General features: G+C 52.1%; 16 protein-coding genes. 3 read left to right on the top strand and 13 right to left on the bottom strand.

What is annotated here, in order from left to right:
* Nucleotides 1-185 precede the first annotated feature (185 nt).
* The 5 genes from MCJ35_RS18585 to MCJ35_RS18605 all read right to left on the bottom strand — a co-directional run bounded on the left by MCJ35_RS18585 (nt 186) and on the right by MCJ35_RS18605 (nt 6,999).
* Entirely contained in the window at nt 186-1,862 is a 1,677-nt protein-coding gene (locus MCJ35_RS18585) for an Hsp70 family protein (RefSeq protein ID WP_034577671.1), read from the bottom strand.
* Complete coding sequence (locus MCJ35_RS18590) at nt 1,859-5,461, bottom strand: tetratricopeptide repeat protein (protein WP_025485941.1); 3,603 nt, start codon at nt 5,459-5,461, stop codon at nt 1,859-1,861. Before MCJ35_RS18590 ends, MCJ35_RS18585 begins: the two co-directional genes overlap by 4 nt.
* Nucleotides 5,462-5,731: 270 nt before the next feature.
* Nucleotides 5,732-6,349 (bottom strand): manganese catalase family protein, encoded by a 618-nt coding sequence (locus MCJ35_RS18595; RefSeq protein WP_025485939.1) that lies wholly within the window; start codon nt 6,347-6,349, stop codon nt 5,732-5,734.
* Nucleotides 6,350-6,622, bottom strand: coding sequence for a spore coat protein CotJB (locus tag MCJ35_RS18600; RefSeq protein WP_008719139.1), 273 nt, complete (start codon nt 6,620-6,622; stop codon nt 6,350-6,352).
* Nucleotides 6,619-6,999: a spore coat associated protein CotJA gene (locus MCJ35_RS18605; RefSeq protein ID WP_025485938.1), complete on the bottom strand. Its 381-nt coding sequence runs from the start codon at nt 6,997-6,999 to the stop codon at nt 6,619-6,621. Before MCJ35_RS18605 ends, MCJ35_RS18600 begins: the two co-directional genes overlap by 4 nt.
* A 170-nt stretch (nt 7,000-7,169) precedes the next feature.
* Between MCJ35_RS18605 and MCJ35_RS18610 the strand changes: the two genes are divergently transcribed.
* Both MCJ35_RS18610 and MCJ35_RS18615 read left to right on the top strand, forming a co-directional pair.
* Nucleotides 7,170-7,538 carry a hypothetical protein gene (locus MCJ35_RS18610; protein ID WP_025485937.1) on the top strand — a complete coding sequence of 123 codons (369 nt, stop codon included), beginning with the start codon at nt 7,170-7,172 and terminating at the stop codon, nt 7,536-7,538.
* Between the two features lie 197 nt (nt 7,539-7,735).
* Nucleotides 7,736-8,170, top strand: a complete 435-nt coding sequence (locus tag MCJ35_RS18615; protein ID WP_025485936.1) for a PaaI family thioesterase — start codon at nt 7,736-7,738, stop codon at nt 8,168-8,170.
* Between the two features lie 295 nt (nt 8,171-8,465).
* Here the strand turns inward: MCJ35_RS18615 and MCJ35_RS18620 are convergent, their stop codons facing one another.
* The 4 genes from MCJ35_RS18620 to MCJ35_RS18635 are packed head-to-tail and all read right to left on the bottom strand — an operon-like array spanning nt 8,466 to nt 12,435.
* A complete protein-coding gene (locus MCJ35_RS18620) occupies nt 8,466-9,749 on the bottom strand; it encodes a TRAP transporter large permease (protein WP_008719147.1) in 1,284 nt (427 codons plus the stop codon).
* Nucleotides 9,746-10,258 carry a TRAP transporter small permease gene (locus tag MCJ35_RS18625; protein ID WP_008719148.1) on the bottom strand — a complete coding sequence of 171 codons (513 nt, stop codon included), beginning with the start codon at nt 10,256-10,258 and terminating at the stop codon, nt 9,746-9,748. The genes MCJ35_RS18620 and MCJ35_RS18625 overlap by 4 nt, the downstream gene beginning before the upstream one ends.
* Before the next feature lie 38 nt (nt 10,259-10,296).
* Complete coding sequence (locus MCJ35_RS18630) at nt 10,297-11,385, bottom strand: TRAP transporter substrate-binding protein (protein ID WP_051400668.1); 1,089 nt, start codon at nt 11,383-11,385, stop codon at nt 10,297-10,299.
* 27 nt (nt 11,386-11,412) lie between these two features.
* Entirely contained in the window at nt 11,413-12,435 is a 1,023-nt protein-coding gene (locus MCJ35_RS18635) for an aldo/keto reductase (RefSeq protein ID WP_025485934.1), read from the bottom strand.
* A gap of 253 nt (nt 12,436-12,688) precedes the next feature.
* Between MCJ35_RS18635 and MCJ35_RS18640 the strand changes: the two genes are divergently transcribed.
* Complete coding sequence (locus tag MCJ35_RS18640) at nt 12,689-13,489, top strand: AraC family transcriptional regulator (protein ID WP_025485932.1); 801 nt, start codon at nt 12,689-12,691, stop codon at nt 13,487-13,489.
* Between the two features lie 100 nt (nt 13,490-13,589).
* On the opposite strand, the gene MCJ35_RS18645 is transcribed toward MCJ35_RS18640, so the two are convergent.
* Genes MCJ35_RS18645 through iorA form a run of 4 tightly spaced genes read right to left on the bottom strand, consistent with a single transcriptional unit; the run spans nt 13,590 to nt 17,708 of the window.
* Nucleotides 13,590-14,012 (bottom strand): amino acid-binding protein, encoded by a 423-nt coding sequence (locus MCJ35_RS18645; RefSeq protein ID WP_025485931.1) that lies wholly within the window; start codon nt 14,010-14,012, stop codon nt 13,590-13,592.
* 17 nt (nt 14,013-14,029) lie between these two features.
* On the bottom strand, nt 14,030-15,328 hold the full coding sequence (locus MCJ35_RS18650; RefSeq protein ID WP_008719159.1) for a phenylacetate--CoA ligase family protein: 1,299 nt from the start codon (nt 15,326-15,328) through the stop codon (nt 14,030-14,032).
* Between the two features lie 54 nt (nt 15,329-15,382).
* Nucleotides 15,383-15,958 carry an indolepyruvate oxidoreductase subunit beta gene (locus tag MCJ35_RS18655; protein ID WP_008719161.1) on the bottom strand — a complete coding sequence of 192 codons (576 nt, stop codon included), beginning with the start codon at nt 15,956-15,958 and terminating at the stop codon, nt 15,383-15,385.
* Nucleotide 15,959: 1 nt separating this feature from the next.
* On the bottom strand, nt 15,960-17,708 hold the full coding sequence (iorA, locus tag MCJ35_RS18660; protein WP_008719163.1) for an indolepyruvate ferredoxin oxidoreductase subunit alpha: 1,749 nt from the start codon (nt 17,706-17,708) through the stop codon (nt 15,960-15,962).
* Between the last annotated feature and the right edge of the window lie 20 nt (nt 17,709-17,728).

Below are 17,728 nucleotides of genomic sequence, written 5' to 3' on the forward strand. Positions count from 1 at the left end.
AATGCACAAAACGCAACAAATTAGTACGAATTACTATGAATTACTATGAATTACTATGAATTACTATGAATTACCATAAATCATCATGAATCACCGTATATCGCCATGAATTATCATGATTTCCAATGAATCCATGGACCAAACTGCCCTCCGGGCCATAGATTCCATTCCTTTTCCGCATCCGCTCACCCATCCAGGCACGCCTTCAGCCTGTCCCCGGTCTCCCGTATGCGCTCCCCGTCCCGGCTGTCCAGTGCTGCTTCAAATGCCTGCATCAAGCTTTCAATCCGGCTCCTCCGTTCCCCCGTGCTCTTCTCATAGCACTGCTCCCCTAATAAAAGCAGGAGCCGGTTTTCTTCCTGGTCCCTGGGAGGAATCTTCAGATAGGAAAGTGCCTCCATCCTGGCCTTGATTTCCTCGTCCGTCATGGTGTTATGCCTGCCCTTGATGATCTGTTTCTTCACTTTCCCGGTGGAAACCACCTTCACCTCCACCTCCAGGATGGAATTGATGTCATAGGTATAGGTCACGTCCACCGCCTCTGCCCCCGCCGTGTTCTTCGGCACCTGGATATCCAGGCTTCCCAGCAGCAGGTTGTTGGCGGTGAGGCGGCTCTCCCCCTGGTACACTTCAATGCGTATCCTGTCCTGGTTATTGCGGATTGTGTAAAAACGTTCCGTGCGGCTGGCAGGAATGACCGTATTGCGCTCAATGATTGGGCAGAAATGCCCGGCCTCATAGACGCCTTCCCGGCGTTCCCGCGCCACCTCGGTTCCCAGGGTAAACGCGCATACGTCGGTCAGGATCATTTCCCTGACTTCCCTGTTCCTGCTTTTCATGGCTCCCTGGATGGCGGCCCCCAATGCCACGGCCTCATCCGGGTGCACGGACACATCCGGGAACTTATGGAACAGCTTCACCACGAAATCCTTAACCACCGGCATGCGTGTGGCTCCGCCCACCAGCACGACCTGGTCAATGTCCTGCAGCTTCAGATGCGCGTCCGCGATGCTCTTCTGGATGGGCCTGCGTATGCGCTCCAGAAGCGGCTGGCAGAGCTTCCCATATTCCGTAAGTTTCATGGACAGGTCCTTTTCCTCCCCCTTTATCCTGCAGCGCATCTTTACAGTTTCTTCCAGGCTGAACCGTTTCTTGGAGTTCTCCGCCGCCTCATGGACAGCCGCCCGCTCCTTCCATTCCAGCCCATCCTCCTTAAGCCCGTTCCTTTCATAAAACTCCTGTTCCAATATCCTGGTAAAATCCTCGCCCCCAAGATAGTTGTCCCCGGCCACGGCCCGTACCTCAAGGATTGGGCCGCTAAGTTCCAGGATGGACACGTCAAAGGTGCCGCCGCCCAGGTCAAACACCAGGAATCTTGTATTCTCTGTTTTATCGTACAGGCCGTATGTGATGGCGGCGGCCGTTGGTTCGCTGATAATCCGCTCCACCTTAAGCCCTGCCAGTTCCCCGGCCAGTTTCGTGGCCCTTCTGCGCTTGTCGTCAAAATACGCGGGCACGCTTATGACCGCCTCCTGGACCTGTTCGCCCAAAAAGCTTTCCGCATCCTCCTTCAGGGAACGCAGGACCATGGCGGACAGGTCTTCCGGCCGGAACTTGTGCCCGCCCAGGTCATATTGGCGTTCGCTTCCCATGAAACGTTTGAATAATTCCGCTGTCCGCTCCGGATGAAGGAGGCCGTATTCCCGGGCAGTCTCCCCTACCAGTATCTGCGCCTTCCCATCCACCGCCACCACGGACGGGGTCAGGTTCTTCCTCAGGCGGTTGGGGATGATGCACGCCCGGCCATCCACAAAGCAGGCGGCCAGGCTGTTGGTTGTCCCCAGGTCTATTCCGATTATCATTGTATGCACGTCTCCTTTTCCAGCATTTTAACAGCCATCCGGGCATCTTTATTGCATCCCAGCCAGATGACCTGGTCTGCCCGGGCAAATGCCATAAGTGCCTCCTCCTTCTTATGGTCCAGCATGAGCAGGAATCCCCTGGCTTCCAAAAGTTCCGTACACCCGTCCTCATCGCACCACCAGCACATCCCCCGCTCCTCATCCATCAGCCGGAAATATTCCCGGGCCTCATCATGGCGTCCCGTGAAATAGGACCAGCAGAACAGATTATAAAGCACCTGCCTGGACTCCGTGGTCGGCCTGGTCAGCAGTTCCTCCATGGAGAGGCCCAGGTCGGAACACTCCGTGTAGTCCGACTCCAGCCTGGCCCTGTATAAATCCCCGAATTTCCTGGCTTCCTTAAGGTCATTCCTCCAGTAATGGGTCCGTATGAGCATCTTGGTCAGGCTCCGGTAATAGCCGTATTTCTTCATCCGGCTGGCTATGTCATAGGCCCTTGAGAGATAATCCAGGGCCTTATCCAGATTGCCGAGATAATACCATGCCTCCCCCACGTTCTGGCACACTAAGGCCCGGCCTTCTTTGTCTCCTGCTTCATCCGCCAGCGCCTCCCGTGCAATGCCCTCTGCCTCACGGCATTTATCCCAGATTTCCCCGCCGGGGTTTTTCCGGAATTTCAGCCAGATATTCAATACGGCCTCAATCCGTTTTCCTTCTTCCTCCCAATCATCACAGCACCTTTTATCCAGGTCCGCGCTTCCATATTGCTCCCTTATCCACCCAAGGGCCTTGTCGTGGCGCCCGGCCTCTGCCTCCAGGTCCATCAGGTTTTCCAGGCATTTTTCCCGGCCGTCCGCTGTCAGGTTCCTGTCCAGGGCTTTTGTAAAATATTCAATTCCCTGGTCAATCTGTTTCATTCTGAGAAAGCACTGGAATACCCGCTTAAAGCATTCCTCTTCATCCGCCCCGAACTGGTCGCTGGCTTCCAGGCTTTTCCCACAGCACGCAATGGCTTCCTCATATCTTCCCAGGACCCGGAGGATTTTTCCCTTTAAAAGCCACATGCCGCTGTCCCCGTCCATTTTAATGCCCTGTTCAATCTCCTTAAGGGCCTTGTCATATTCCTTCATGTGCAGGTAGATATCCGCACGCCGCCTGAAGTTTTCTGCCCCCGGGCCGAACTTTTCTTCCAGCAGGTTGGTGTAATACAGGGCTTTTTCCCCATATTCGTTCTGCAGGGTCCTGGTGTATTTCTGCTTGTAGAGCACGCTGAGCCTCCAATAGCAGTTGGAGGATTCCGGGTTCTTTTGAAGCGCCTTATCATAGTATCCGATGGCCTTGTCCCATTCCCTGAACCGCTCATGGCACCTGGCAATATAATAATACAGCCTCTCGTAATCCATCCCCTGCTTCTCACATTGCTTCAAATGCAGGTACGCCTGTTTTGGACGGTTCCCATATTCAATCCAGTATCTTCCCAGGGCGTATCTGGCTGACAGCGATTCCCGGAGCCTCAGCGAGATTTCCGCATACCTGCAGTCCAGCCCCAGCTTCTTATATTTGTTGAATTGGTTGCCGCTGTCATTCAGGAATGCCCGCTTCAGGTAGGCATCTGCCAGTAATTCCCTGGATTCCTTATTCTGTTCCAGGTGGCGGATGACCGCCGCCGCATACCGGTCCGCCCGGCGCCAGTCCTCCGCGTCTTTTGCCAGCCTGTCCAGCACCCCAATCCGCTCCACCAGCAGTTCACTGCTGTTTACCCCGGCCTGTCCCGCGTCATCAATGACCCTCAGGGCATTTTCATACTTTCCGTATGCCTTAAATACCCTTACTGCCCTTATGTATATCTCCGGGTGTCCGTCATATATCTCCCTGGCCCGCAAGAAAGCGTCCACCACCTCCTGGTCCTTGCCCAGCCTTTCGCATGCCTCCTGAAGATAAAAGATGGCCCAGTAGACCCCGTCATCCAGCTGGAGGATTTCCCTGCACTGCTTTTCCATCTCCTGGTAATCCTGTCTGTCCCGCAGGACCATCACCTTGTACAGCCTGTAGTCCACGTTATCCGGTTCCAGCAGGACAGCCTGGCTGTGGGCAGCCAGCGCCCGGTCCGAAAAGCCCGCGGCCTGCTCCCGGTTCCCGTCTTCCCGCCTTATCTCCTGATGATAGAGGTCCCGCCATACGCGGCCTTCCACGTGGAAGCTTCTGGCCTGGCTGGCCTTCTGGCCGCCGGATTCCTGGCTTCCAGACTTCTGATCACCGTTTTCCTGACCGACGTTTTCCTGACCAACGTTTTCCTGACCAACGTTTTCCTGACCGACGTTTTCCTGCTTAAGACGCTTGCGCCACAGCCCTATCTCCTCAAGCGCCTCCCCGCTCCTGCCGTCCAGCATGTTAAGCATGGCCATCTGCTCATGAAAATCCGGCGTGTCCGCGATATATTCCGGATGTGCCTCAAAGAACCGCCTTCCCTCACCGCCCTGTTCCAAATGAACAAAGCAGCGGGCAAGAAGCAGGGCCTCCTCCTGATTAAGTCCTTCTGTCCTGGATGTGTAAAGGCGGATTATCTCCTGGTCCGCCTGTCCCAAAAGCCTGCGCGCCTCCTCGGTGCGTTCCAGCTTCCCGGCATTCCACACATGTTCCCTGGCCTTTTCCCAATTTCCCTCCTCTGCGTCCAGCCTGGCCAGACCCATAAGGGCCTGGTAAGCCCCATCGGACGTCCGCCTCTTCCCGCACAGATAGGCTGCATACAGTCCTCTGGCCTCTGTGCGGCAGCCACAGCTTATAAGGATGGAAACCACTGGCATGTAAACCTGCTCATCCTCCCGGTTTTCCATAATCAGGGAACGGGCCATCCCGGCAGCCTCCTCCGTCTTCCCTGTCAGGGCCAGATATTCAGCCTGCTCCACACCATACCATGGATGGTCTATGCCCAGCGACGCCAGATGCAGCAGCGCCCTGCCTCTTTCCTCCATTTCCTCCGGGGCGCCTGTCTTCTCCTTGTTCCGCAATGTGAAAAGGGCGCTGATGAAGCCATCATAATCAGCCTGTGTGTCTCCCTGAAGCCTGTCCATGGGAAATTCCCGGCCGTCATCCGTATCCAGCCGTTCCAGCATGAAATCCACGAATCCCTCAGGCAGATGCTCCCTGAACTCCTGATGATTCTTTTCAATAAGAAAGGTCCTGTCTAATATTTTCCATATCTTTACAGGCAATCTGAAGTGCTCAGACAGATATGAGAACATGGCCCATTTGGCCGGTTCCCCGCTGTCCACAGACCCAAGCACCGGCTCCCTTAAAAGGCTGTCCCATTCCGCTGGATCCAGACGCCTGGGCAGGCTGGTGTAAATGTCAGCCAGCTGTCTCAGGAAAATGCCTTCCGGCCCGCTCTCCTCCATCCACCCTGCACTTTGTATTTCCTCATCCGCAGGTGTCCTGGCATATCCAACCGCTTCCTCATAGGCCCGCCTCAACCGTTTAAACCCTTCTGCGTCATCCTCCGGATTAGAAGTTAACAGAAGCTTCCGATAGGCTGCCCGGATTTCATCTTCATCCCTTGTCTCCTCAATTCCCAAAATCCCGAATATCTCCTGAACGTTCAAGCTGCTCCTCCTTATGGTTCCCCTGACATCTTACTCCTTAGAATTATAACTGAGTTTTCCAGTATCTGCAAGATATCATGCGCCCATGGCTGTAGGTCAGGACACCTGACAGTATTTTCACCAGACAGCATTTCCGGCTGCAGTTTTCTCAGGCAGCTGTCTGCTCCCGCAGATAGAAAACGGGGATGCCATAAAGGCATTTCTGCCTCCTGCATCCCCATTTCCCCCTGGTCCGTTATTTGGTCCGTTATCCGGTCCGCTATCTATCCCTTACTGCTGGCAGGGATCGGTATGCATATCAAACTCAGGGTTAAACGCATAGAAATTCCGGCTGTCCAGTTTATCCTGGGTAATCCTCAGGCACTCCCCAAACCGCTGGTAATGGACCACCTCGCGCGCCCTCAGGAACTTAATCGGCTCGCATACGTCATAGTCCTTAACAACACGGAGGATGTTGTCATAGGTGCTTCTGGCCTTCTGTTCCGCAGCCAGATCCTCATGGAGGTCCGTAATCACATCGCCTTTGGACTGGAACTCACATGCGTTAAACGGGATTCCGCCTGCTGCCTGTGGCCAGATTCCGGTTGCATGGTCAATATAGTAAGGGCCAAAGCCCTGTTCTACCAGCTGCTCTGCCGTCAGGTTCCTGGTCAGCTGATGGACGATGGCTGCCACTATCTCCAGGTGGGCAAGCTCCTCTGTTCCTATATCCGTGAGCGCTGCCTTGCACTCTTTGTATGGCATGGTGTAACGCTGGGACAGATAACGCATGGAGGCTCCCATTTCCCCGTCAGGTCCGCCGTATTGGGACATTATGAACTGTGCCATCTGTGCATTTGGTTCCTTGATATTAACAGGAAATTCCAGTCTTTTTTCATATATCCACATTTATGAGCACACTCCTTCCCATGGCCATGGATCGCTGACCCAGGACCAGTATTCAGTATCCTTGTTGGCACTGGCGGTCAGGGGACCGAACTGTGCCTCATATGCCGCTGCCGCACTCTGGTATGCTGCCAGCATCTGATTATAGTAATCAATTGCCGCTGCATCGCAGGGATGGGTGTCTAAATAGAGGTTGGCGTCAACCACGGCAAACCCTGCCTCATCTACCTGACGCAGCATGGCTCCCTGTGAAACATTATAATCGAAGTTGGTCATCTGCCGCACCTCCCATAATTAAACTGAAGATCCAGGTCAGGGAAAATGGTCCCCTGTACCAGTCCCCTTTCAGGGGCATAGGTGGTCTGCCACTGCTGCCACGGAACATAGGCCATTGCAACCGGGTGCTGCTGTTCCAGACAGCCCGGCTCCGTTGACACACAGTCCATCTGATTCATATCAGGGTACTGTACGCCCATGAATGATTCAGCAGGAGCTACATTATAATCATTGTTTACAGCCCAGGGAAATGTGTTCATATCCGGATAATCCGTCTGCCTGAAAGAACCGCAGCTATTAGGGCCGGAGGTGTTGCAGGACACGTGTCTGCAGCCGCAGCCGCAGCACTGTCCCCTTACATCTGTATAAGAGTCCATATGATGGAAACTCCTTCCATTAACTTTTCTTTATTAATAGTTTATGTGGTTCCCAAAGGACCGTGACAGAATAATCCCCTGAAACAATCAGTAACACTTTGTCTGACTGTCCCATATGATATAGTACAAACCAATAAAAAAGGAGATGCGATATATGTGTTGTTTTAGATTTGGATGTGGATGTAGATGTAATCGTTGCTGTTGTGGATTTGGTTGTGGAAATATCGGCTGTGGCTGCGGCTGCGGTAATAACAATAGTGGATGCGGTTGTGGCAATAACAGCGGCTGCGGCTGCGGATGCGGCAATAACAACAGCGGCTGCGGTTGCGGCAATAACAGCGGCTGTGGCTGCGGCTGCGGCAATAACAGCGGCTGTGGCTGTGGCTGCAGACGTGACATCTGTGCAGGTGAGAGACGCAGGGCATATAGGGAAGGCTTCCGCAACGGATACTGGGAAGGCTTCAATGACGCAAGCTGGGGAAGGCCCTGTGGATTCCCTCAGCCCCGCGGCGGCGCTGCCCAGGCGCCGGTTGCAGTAGATGCAGGCGGATGTGGGTGCAACAACTAAACAGCTGGACTGACAGCTGATATTAATACACGGGGGTTCCGGTTGGAACCCCCTTTTTCATGACCCTTTTTCATTATATATCCCTGATTATGCGTTTCACGGCATTGACAACCCCTGCAGCCTTGGTTTATAGTGTTCTTTAGATTATTTTCAGCGGAGGAGAAAAACATGAACGCACAGAAATTGGAACAGATACAGAAGGTCTTTGCAAATGACCGGTTTGCCACTGATAACGGCGCTGTCATCGATGAAGTAGATGATGGATATGCAAAATGTTCGTTGGAAATACAACCACATCACCTCAATGCGGGAGGAACCGTCATGGGCGGCGCCATCTTTACCCTGGCTGATTTTACCTTCGCAGTGGCCTCCAACTGGAATAAACCGCTTAACGTGTCCACCACTTCCCAGATTACATACCTTGGCACTGCAAAAGGCACCCGCCTGGTTGCCGAGGCCCGCAAGGTTAAAGAAGGACGGAGCACCTGCTATTACCTGGTGGACGTATCCGATGACCTGGGCAATCCGGTGGCCCATGTGACTGCCAGCGGTTTTATAAAAAGCGGCACCCAGCTGGTTAAGGATTTGCCGGCACAAGCATGATTAGACAGGCTTTTCTGTCAGTTGTGCATCCCACAGAGTGGGATACACTTCACCTTAAAAATGTTCCTATTGTTTTACAAGGTACATATCGATATTCCATCATCGCTTTCATACCTGCCTCACTGGCACCGTCAACAAAAGGTAATGCCCATGACAAAAGGCGCCCTACTCCCGTAGAACGCCTTTCAATACGTACCTATACTTTGATATTCATGGGTTTGTCACCCCCTCACAAAACGTTGAAGGTGCCAATATTATTTCTTATGGTTTTCCGGAAAGAAGCCAGCCTTTCAGGTCATGCAATCATAAATGTAAAGAACGATGGGAATAGCGCAATTAACAGCAATACCATTACAAACCCCATAAAAAAGGGAAGCTCGCCTCTTGTAACCTCGCCAATGGACAGTTTCGATATGGAACATGCCGAAAAGATATTTACCGCCACAGGCGGCGTCATTGCGCCAATCACGCCGGCCAGGCACACAATCAGGCCAAATTCAATTGCCGTCAGCCCCATGGACATTGCCACCGGCCATAAAACCGGTACCAACAATACGCAGATTGCCGTTCCTTCCAGAAAGGTTCCAAAGAAAAGAAGCAAAACCGCAATAAGCACACAAAACAGCTTGGGACTCATGTTCAGGGCAACGATTCCAGACACCATGGCATCCGACATGTCAGAATAGGTAAACAGCCAGGAAAAGCTTGATGCTGTTGCAATAATGAAGAGAATCATTCCCGCGCTTTTGGCAGAGTTCAGTATGATTTTAGGAAGATCGCGTATTTTAAGCTGCCGGTAAACGAATACCCCAATCAGGAACGCATATAATACGGCCGTTGCCGAAGATTCAGTGGGGGTCATCAACCCGCTGTAAATCGAACCAAGGATGATGACCGGCATCAGCAGGGCTGGAAACGCACGTACGAATTTTTTCCAAATCTGGCTGTAATCCAACTTACCGTCCATCCTCGGCCATGCCTCACGGTGTGAAAAGTAAAACACCTCTGCCGACAGGATCAATGCAATCAGTATCCCAACGAAGATACCCACTGTGAACATATTTGTGACAGACGCTCCTGTCAAGGTACAGTAGACAACCATGATGATGCTTGGAGGGATTACCGGCCCCAGACCGCCGGACACAGCCAGCAATCCAGCGCAGCGTTCCTTTGGATACCCCAGCTTCACCATCTCCGGATACAGCATGGAACCGATTGCCAGGACCGTGGCCGGTGCGGAACCAGACAGGGCGGCGAAAAACGCACAGGCCACTATTGCCGCATATCCCAATCCGCCCCGGATATTTCCCACAAAGCAGTTGACAAATTCAACAATCATTTTAGAAATACCGCCGTTGGTCATCAGGTTTCCCGCCAGGACAAAGAAGGGTATGGCCATGATTGAAACATTATCCATGGACGTGAACAATCTCTGGGCAATAACCATGACAGGAAGGTCCGGATAACAAAACAGTATTGTGGCGGCCGCGGCCGCTCCCACAGAAACAGAGATAGGCACTCCTATCAAAAGAAGGATTACCAATATCCCAAACAGAGAAAACGCAACCTGCCCCATCATATATTCTCCTCCCCAGTCTCTTTCTTCCCGAATAATTTACGTACCATGACAATAAGTATTCCTGTTTCCACTACCGAGGCAATACCAAAGCTGACCGGCAGGGCTAGATATGGAATGAACATGGGTACCTTTAATGCCGGGGACTTCTGCCAGTTAGACATCTGCCCCTGAATAATCAGGATGGCCTGAGTAAACATAAGTGCTGAAAACAGGACCACCACCAGCTTCGCAACTATGGCAGCCACTTCTTTTATCCTGCCATGAAGCCTGTCCACCACTGTGGTCAATGCCATCTGGGAACCGTCCCGCAAGCCTAATTCCATTGCCAGCAGCGCAAGATATACCTGACAATACCGTGCAAGCTCCTCCAGCCATCCTATGGGCAGATGAAAGAAATTTCTATTCAGGACCTGAACAAAGGATGCCAGGCTCATTATAATGAAAATCATAACCACCATTAATTCTTCTAACTTACTGGCCCCTTTAATTATATTTTTTAATTCTCTCATGTTGGTCCTCTCCTCATATATCCTCGTATAACCGCCCCTTACTGCAGCTTGGCAAGCTCCTCATTCATCAGTTTCAAAGCTTCCTCATCAAAACTGAACTGCTTCATGGCCTCTTGTGTGCGGCTCTTCAGTTCGTCCAGGTCCAGGTCAAAGAATGTCACTCCCTGGCTTTCCAGATCGGTCCTGAAATCTGCCACGGAATCCCTCAACAGGGTTCTCTGGTACTGGCAGCCCTCAGCCGCTGCAGCAATTACCGCGTCATGATATTCTTCCGGGATCTTAGCCCACAGATCATCAGAAAACACAAGGTGCTGATAAGCGAATATCACCGGCTGGTTGCAGACATAATTACATACTTCATTAAATTTACTTGCCACAATGGTAGGAATGGTATTCTCTGCCCCATCAATGGTTCCCTGCTGCAGGGCGGTAAACACATCGCCGGAAGCCATCGGGGTTGCAATACAGCCAAGGGCATTGTATGCTGCCATATGGTATTCATTCTCCATGGTCCGGATTTTCAATCCTTTTAAGGAAGCCACGGAATCCACATTCTTTTTTGTAAACAGGGAACGGAATCCGGAATCCATCCACCCAACGATTTTGACCCCGCCGGCCTCCGCCTTGTCCTCCACATAATCGCCGAATGGGCCGTCTATAAATTTCCATGCCTGATCATAGTCGTCAAACAGGAACGGCTGGTCTAAAACCGCGGCCTCCGGGATGAAGTTCGTCAGGACGGCATTCGTAATGATACATGCGTCAACGGTCCCCAACTGGCACCCTTCATACAGATCGCGCTCATTTCCCAGGGAGTTGCTGGGGTATAATTTAAAAGTAACCTGTCCCTGTGTCGCCTCCGTAATCTTGTCACACATATACTGGTATCCTTTATAGTGAACGCTGTTTTCTGATTCTGCAAATCCCAGCTTTACCTCAATCTTCTCTTTTGCGGTTTCCCCTGAACCGGCCGTTTCCCCTGAACTGGCTGCTGCCTGTGTCTCTGCCGCCGCACCGCCTGTAGCCGGTGTATTTTCCTTCGGCGCTGAATTCCCGCATGCTGTCACTGCCGCCATACATACTACCACTGCTGCCGCTGTTATCATCCTATGGATTCTTTTCATCATAATCTTACCTCTCCTTTGTACATTCATTTACTTGCCCGCCGGGTTTCCACCCACGATTCCCTCTTCATCCAGCACGGTCTTAATCATTGCGTTCATCATGGACAGATCGCCGTCTTCTATCAGGAACCCGCCGCCCCTGGCATTCTGTTCAATTGCTTCCACCCTGCGCGATCCGGCATCCACATTGATATTTGGCGCCTGCTGAAGCGTCCATGCAATGGTCAGGCCCGCCTGGGTCGTCCCATACTTATCGCACAATGGTTTCCATGCTTCAATCAGGTCAATTATCCTCTTCCTGCGCTTTGGCTGATACCATACACTCCATTCATTCCTGGCGTCTCCTGGCGTCACCTTGCTCTCCATGGTGTAAGCTCCTGTGAGAAGCCCTCTTTCCAGCACGGAGTATGCCTGATATGTTATATTGTGTTCCAGGCACAGGCCGTTTAACCGGTCGTAGCTGGTTGGATCCAGCATGCTGTAACGCTCCTGGATCAGGTCCAGCTGTCCGTACTTTAAGTACTCCCGGATATCCTCCGCCGTCACATTGGAGGCCCCTATTGCCCTGATTTTCCCCTCTTTTTTCAGGTCCATCAAGGTTCCCATTGTCTCTTCAATCGGGGTAAATGCCGGAGGGACCGACTGCCAGTGTGTGATATAGAGATCAATGTAATCTGTTTTCAAGCGTCTCAGGGACCCTTCCAGGCTGCGCCGGACAGCCATTGGGGAAAGGTTGCGGTATATCTGATGCCCATCCCTTGTAAAAAAAGGAGAGCCCTCGCCGGTATCCCACTCCAAGCCGCATTTTGTCGATATGAAACACTTATCCCTGCGGCCCTGCAGCGCCTGCCCCAACACCTCCTCCGCGTGGCCAAACCCATAAAAATTAGAACTGTCAAACCAGTCAATGCCAAGCTCCAATGCACGGTGTATTGTGCGGATTGACACGGTATCGTCATTTGCCCCCCACACGCCGTCACCGCCAATGGACAGTGTCCCCATGGAAATCACGGATGCCTCCATCCCTGTATTACCAACCTTCATTCTTCTCATTAATCCTGCACCTCTGCCTTTCACTTCATCAAATCCGGATTTATTCTGATAGTCTAATACTAACAAGTTTTATTTCTAAAAAATATCCCGATGTTGACAATTTGTTGTTCTATATTGCCATAAAAAATCCCAACATTTCCCATGTAAAAAATCCCCCCTCTTTCAGCAGGGCGCTTTTCATGTTATAATCTTACTGTTAAAAGCAATCTCTTTTATGATTCAGGAACCGGCTAACCGAAAGGAGCACTGCTGCATGAAAATACCCTACACGATTGTCATGGAATCACTTCACCATAAATCTCTTAGCGAACCGCACTTCCATGATGAATACGAACTTTTATTCGGACTGAGCGACGGCGGGACCTACATGATAAACGGACACGCGTACCCTCTCTGCCATGCCATGCTCTTTGTTTTAAATAAATACGTACTCCATCAATGCATTGCCGATATATCCTCTTATGAAAAATACGTCCTTCACTTTTCTTCCGAGACACTTAAGATGCTGTCCAGTACGCAGACCGACATAGTATCCATTTTCGGCAACTTTGACTATATTGCACAGCTTCTAAGCGAGGAGCAGTTTCACTATTTCAATAACCTCCTGGCAAACTGCATGCCCAACGGCGGCGGATTCGGCGATGACCTGCGCCAGAATATGGCATTTGTTAATCTTATGCTGTATATCAGCAACCTGATCAGACAGAGGGAGTCTGTCGTGGGACTGTCCCTGAAAAACGAGTACAACTCCATCAAGCCTATTTTTGATTATATCCATAATCACTATATGGAGGAAATCCGTCTGGAGGAATTGAGCCAGAAATTCTTCATAAGCAAATACTATCTCTGCAGGCATTTTAAAGCCCTGACCGGCTTCAGCGTGGGTTCCTATGTCACAAACTACCGTATACGTGAAGCCTGCATCCTGTTACGCAAAGGCTATTCTGTCCAGCGCGCAGGGGAAGAGGTCGGCTTTGGAAACAATGCTTATTTTATCAAGACCTTTAAAAAAACCATTGGACAGTCACCTGGAAAATATGCAAAAAATTATTAGCCCTCATATCCCCGGCCGGCTGACGGGACAAAAAAGGGGCTGAGCCCTGACAGATCATCCTGTCCAGGCTCAGCCCTTTTCAATTTAATACAATCCACACCTACCAGCACATCTCCTCATTGGTGTACAGCACCAGTCCGCCGTCCTCAATGGCCTTTGCCGCCGCCGCCCCGTCGGATGCCTTTACAATCATGGCACGCCTGTTTGCGGATGCCAGGGCATACATATATTCAATGTTCAGTCCCTGGCTGCACAGTATATGGGTCATCTTGTGCATCTCGCCCACCTTGTCCTCCAGCTTCACTGCCAGCACATCGGTCAGCATGGCGGAAAAACCTTTGTTCCTCAGGCCGTCCTTGGCCTTCTCAGGGTCGGATACAATCATCCTCAGCATACCGTACTCCGTGGTATCAGCCATGCTCAGCGACAGGATGTTAATGTTCTCCTCCTTCAGCACTTCTGTTACCTGCTCCAGCCTTCCTTCGCGGTTCTCAATGAATACAGACAATTGCTTTACAAACATATCCATACCTGCCTTTCCTAAATCAGTTTCCTGTTATCAATTACATGCTTTGTCTTTCCCATGCTGCGTTCAATGCTCTTTGGCTCCACCAGCTTCACCTTGACGGCCAGCCCGATAGCGTTCTGGATGACATGGGCAATCTTGCCCGTCAGGTTCTCCAGCTCCCGGATTTCATCGGAGAAGAAACGCTCCTCCACCTCCACCTGCACTTCCAGTGTATCCAGGTTATTAATCCGGTCAACAATCAGGAGGTAATGGGGAGTGGTGCCGCCCATTTCCAGAAGGGCGGATTCAATCTGGGACGGGAATACATTGACGCCGCGGATAATCAGCATGTCGTCGGTCCTTCCCGTGAACCTTGCAATCCTGGCAGTGGTCCTGCCGCATTCGCAGACTTCGTGGTTAATGCTGGTCAGATCCTTGGTGCGGTAACGGATAAGCGGCAGACCCTCCTTGGTCAGGGTGGAGATGACCAGTTCGCCTTCCATGCCGTCCCGCAATGGTTTCAGGGTCTTCTGGTCCACGATTTCAGGCAGGAAATGGTCCTCATGGATGTGAAGTCCCCTGTGGAACTGGCAGTCCGTCGCCACACCCGGACCCATGATTTCGCTCAGACCATAGATATCGTGGGCATGGATTCCCAGCTGATGCTCAATCTGGGCCCTCATCCCGTCGGTCCATGGCTCGGCCCCGTTGATGGACGCCTTCAGCTTAATCTGGTCCCTTACCCCCATCTCCTCAATGGTTTCCGCGATGTGCAGCAGGTAGGAAGGGGTACACATGATTCCCGTCACCCCGAAATCCACCATCATGGTCACCAGCTTCTTGGTATTGCCAGTGGACATGGGCACAACCGTGGCCCCCATTTCCTCTGCCCCGTAATGGGCGCCCAGACCGCCTGTGAACAGGCCGTATCCATAAGCCACCTGTATGGTGTCCTCCTTGCCCAGGCCAGCCATGGTGATGCATCTTGCCACACACTCGCTCCACACATCAATATCCTTCCTCGTATATCCCACCACGGTCGCCTTTCCCGTGGTGCCGCTGGATGCATGGATGCGGGTAATCTGGGAATTATCCACTGCGAACATGCCGAAGGGATAGGTATCCCTCAAATCATCCTTGGTGGTGAACGGCAGCTTATCCAGGTCCTCGATTCCCTTGATGTCGCCTGGTTCCAGGCCCTCTGCCTGCATTTTCTTCCTGTAATACTCCACGTTGTGGTACACACGGTCCACCAGCTTTGAAAGCCTTGCGCCCTGCAGGTTTGTCATCTCATCCCTGCTCATACATTCCTTTGCCTCATTCCAAATCATCTGACTGTAAACCCTCCGTATTTTTAGGATATTTTTAATCTGCCAGCCGTACCGCTACAGTGAAAGCGCATATCCAATCTCAAAGGCCTGCTTATTCACTTCAATGGTCTTTGGCGGTACGGTTGTCTCAATCACGCGCAGCCAGTCTTCCTTCTCAAAGCCCATGTGCTTTGCCGCCGCTCCCAGGACAATGATGTTAAATGCCTTTGGGGCGCCCAGTTTCTTGGCCTCGGCCGTGGCTTCCACCACAATGGCCCTGCGTTTCGCCTTCAGTGTCTCAATCACATCCTCAGGATAAGCAGCCACCCCTGTCACCACCGTGATGGGGTCGATGCGCCAGTCATTGACAATCACCACGCCGTCCTTTTTAAGGAAATGCAGATAGCGCAGTGCTTCCAGGCGTTCAAATGCAATGAGCACGTCCGCCTGCCCCTCCTCCACAATGGGTTCATTTACCTTGTCACCATAACGCACGAAGGTCACCACGCTGCCGCCCCTCTGGGCCATGCCGTGTACTTCGGATAATTTTACATCATATCCCGCATTGATTGCAAGCTTTCCAAGGATACGGCTGGTAAGAAGGGTCCCCTGGCCGCCAACGCCTACAATCATGATATTCTTTGAAGTCATATTATTCACCCGCCTTTATCTGCTCGATTGCATCGAATTTACAAAGCTGCATGCACAGGCCGCAGCCATTACACATGGTTTCATCAATGGAAATGGTCCCGTCCTCATTCTTGGTGAGGGCCGGACATCCGGGCCTTAAGCATGCGCCGCACTTCTTACACCGGTCGGACAGCGGCCTGCACTTGTTGGGGAATCTGATGCCTTTTAACAGGGCACAGGGCGCCTTTGTGATGATGACGGAGACAGCTTCCCTTGCCACCTCGCGCTTGATGACTGTTTCCAGTTCCTTCTGGTCAAATGCATCCACCTCATAGACATGTTCAATGCCCAGGGATTTACACAGCCCTGTGATATTGATGGCAGGCACCACCTGGCCCTTTAAGGTCTTGCCGGTGGCTGCGTGGTCCTGATGACCCGTCATTCCTGTGGTGGAGTTATCCAGGATGATGACCGTGCCGGTGGCCTGGTTGTAGACCATGTTCATCAGCGAGTTGATTCCCGTATGCATGAAGGTGGAGTCGCCGATCACGGCTACCCAGTTGTGGATGTAATCCTTGCCCTTTGCCTTCTCCATACCGTGAAGGGTGCTGATGCTGGCGCCCATGCAGATGGTGGTGTCAATGACACTAAGGGGCGCCACCGCGCCTAATGTATAGCAGCCGATATCCCCTGCCGCGTGGATCTTCAGTTTGTTCAGCACGGTGTACACGCTTCTGTGGGGACATCCCGGACAGAGGATGGGCGGCCTTGCAGGAACCTGGGCCGCAGGGTCAACCTCCAGTGTCTGGCCCAGCACCCGCTCACGGATCAGGTTGGCGCTGTACTCGCCCTGGACCGTGAATATCTCCTTGCCTACCGCTTTCTGGATTCCCCAGGCCTTGACCTGTTCCTCCACAACCGGCTCCAGCTCCTCGAATATGTAAAGCTTATCCACCTTTGCCGCAAATTCCTCAATAAGCTTTCTTGGAAGCGGATTCAAAAGCCCCAGCTTTAACACGGACGCCTCAGGCATTGCCTCCTTCACATAGTTGTATGCAATCCCGCTGGTGATAAAGCCCACGGACAGGTCGTTGTATTCCACCCGGTTGATGGGAAGACCATCCGCATCCTCTGCCAGCTGTTTCATACGCGCTTCCACCACCACATGGCGCTTGATTGCATTGCCGGGCATCATCACATATTTGGCAACATCCCTTTCATACGGGATATCAAAGGGTTCCGCCCTGTCCTCCAGTTCTACCAGTCCCTGGGAATGGGACAGCCTGGTGGTGCTTCGCAGAAGGACCGGGGTGTCGTATTTTTCGCTCAAATCATAAGCATATTTCATGAATTCTTTTGCTTCCGCGCTGTCGGAAGGCTCCACCACAGGAACCATGGCAGCCCTTGCGACCATACGGCTGTCCTGTTCATTCTGGGAACTGTACATGCCGGGATCATCCGCCACCACCAGCACCATTCCGCCTCTCACGCCGGTGTAGGCCGCTGTATAAAGCGGGTCCGCAGCCACATTCATCCCCACGTGCTTCATGACGCACATGGAACGCACGCCTGCGATGGACGCGCCGATTGCCACCTCTGTTGCCACCTTCTCATTGGGGGCCCACTCCGCGTAAATCTCATCATACTGCGCCAGGGACTCGCTCACTTCCGTACTGGGCGTTCCCGGATATGCGGCCGAAACCTTTACCCCCGCCTCATAGGCGCCTCTTGCAATGGCTTCATTGCCAAGTAATATTTTTTTCTCAGACACTTTATCTTCCTTCCTTTCAC

Source organism: Enterocloster sp. OA13, assembly GCF_022440595.1.
Lineage (GTDB): Bacteria > Bacillota > Clostridia > Lachnospirales > Lachnospiraceae > Enterocloster > Enterocloster hominis.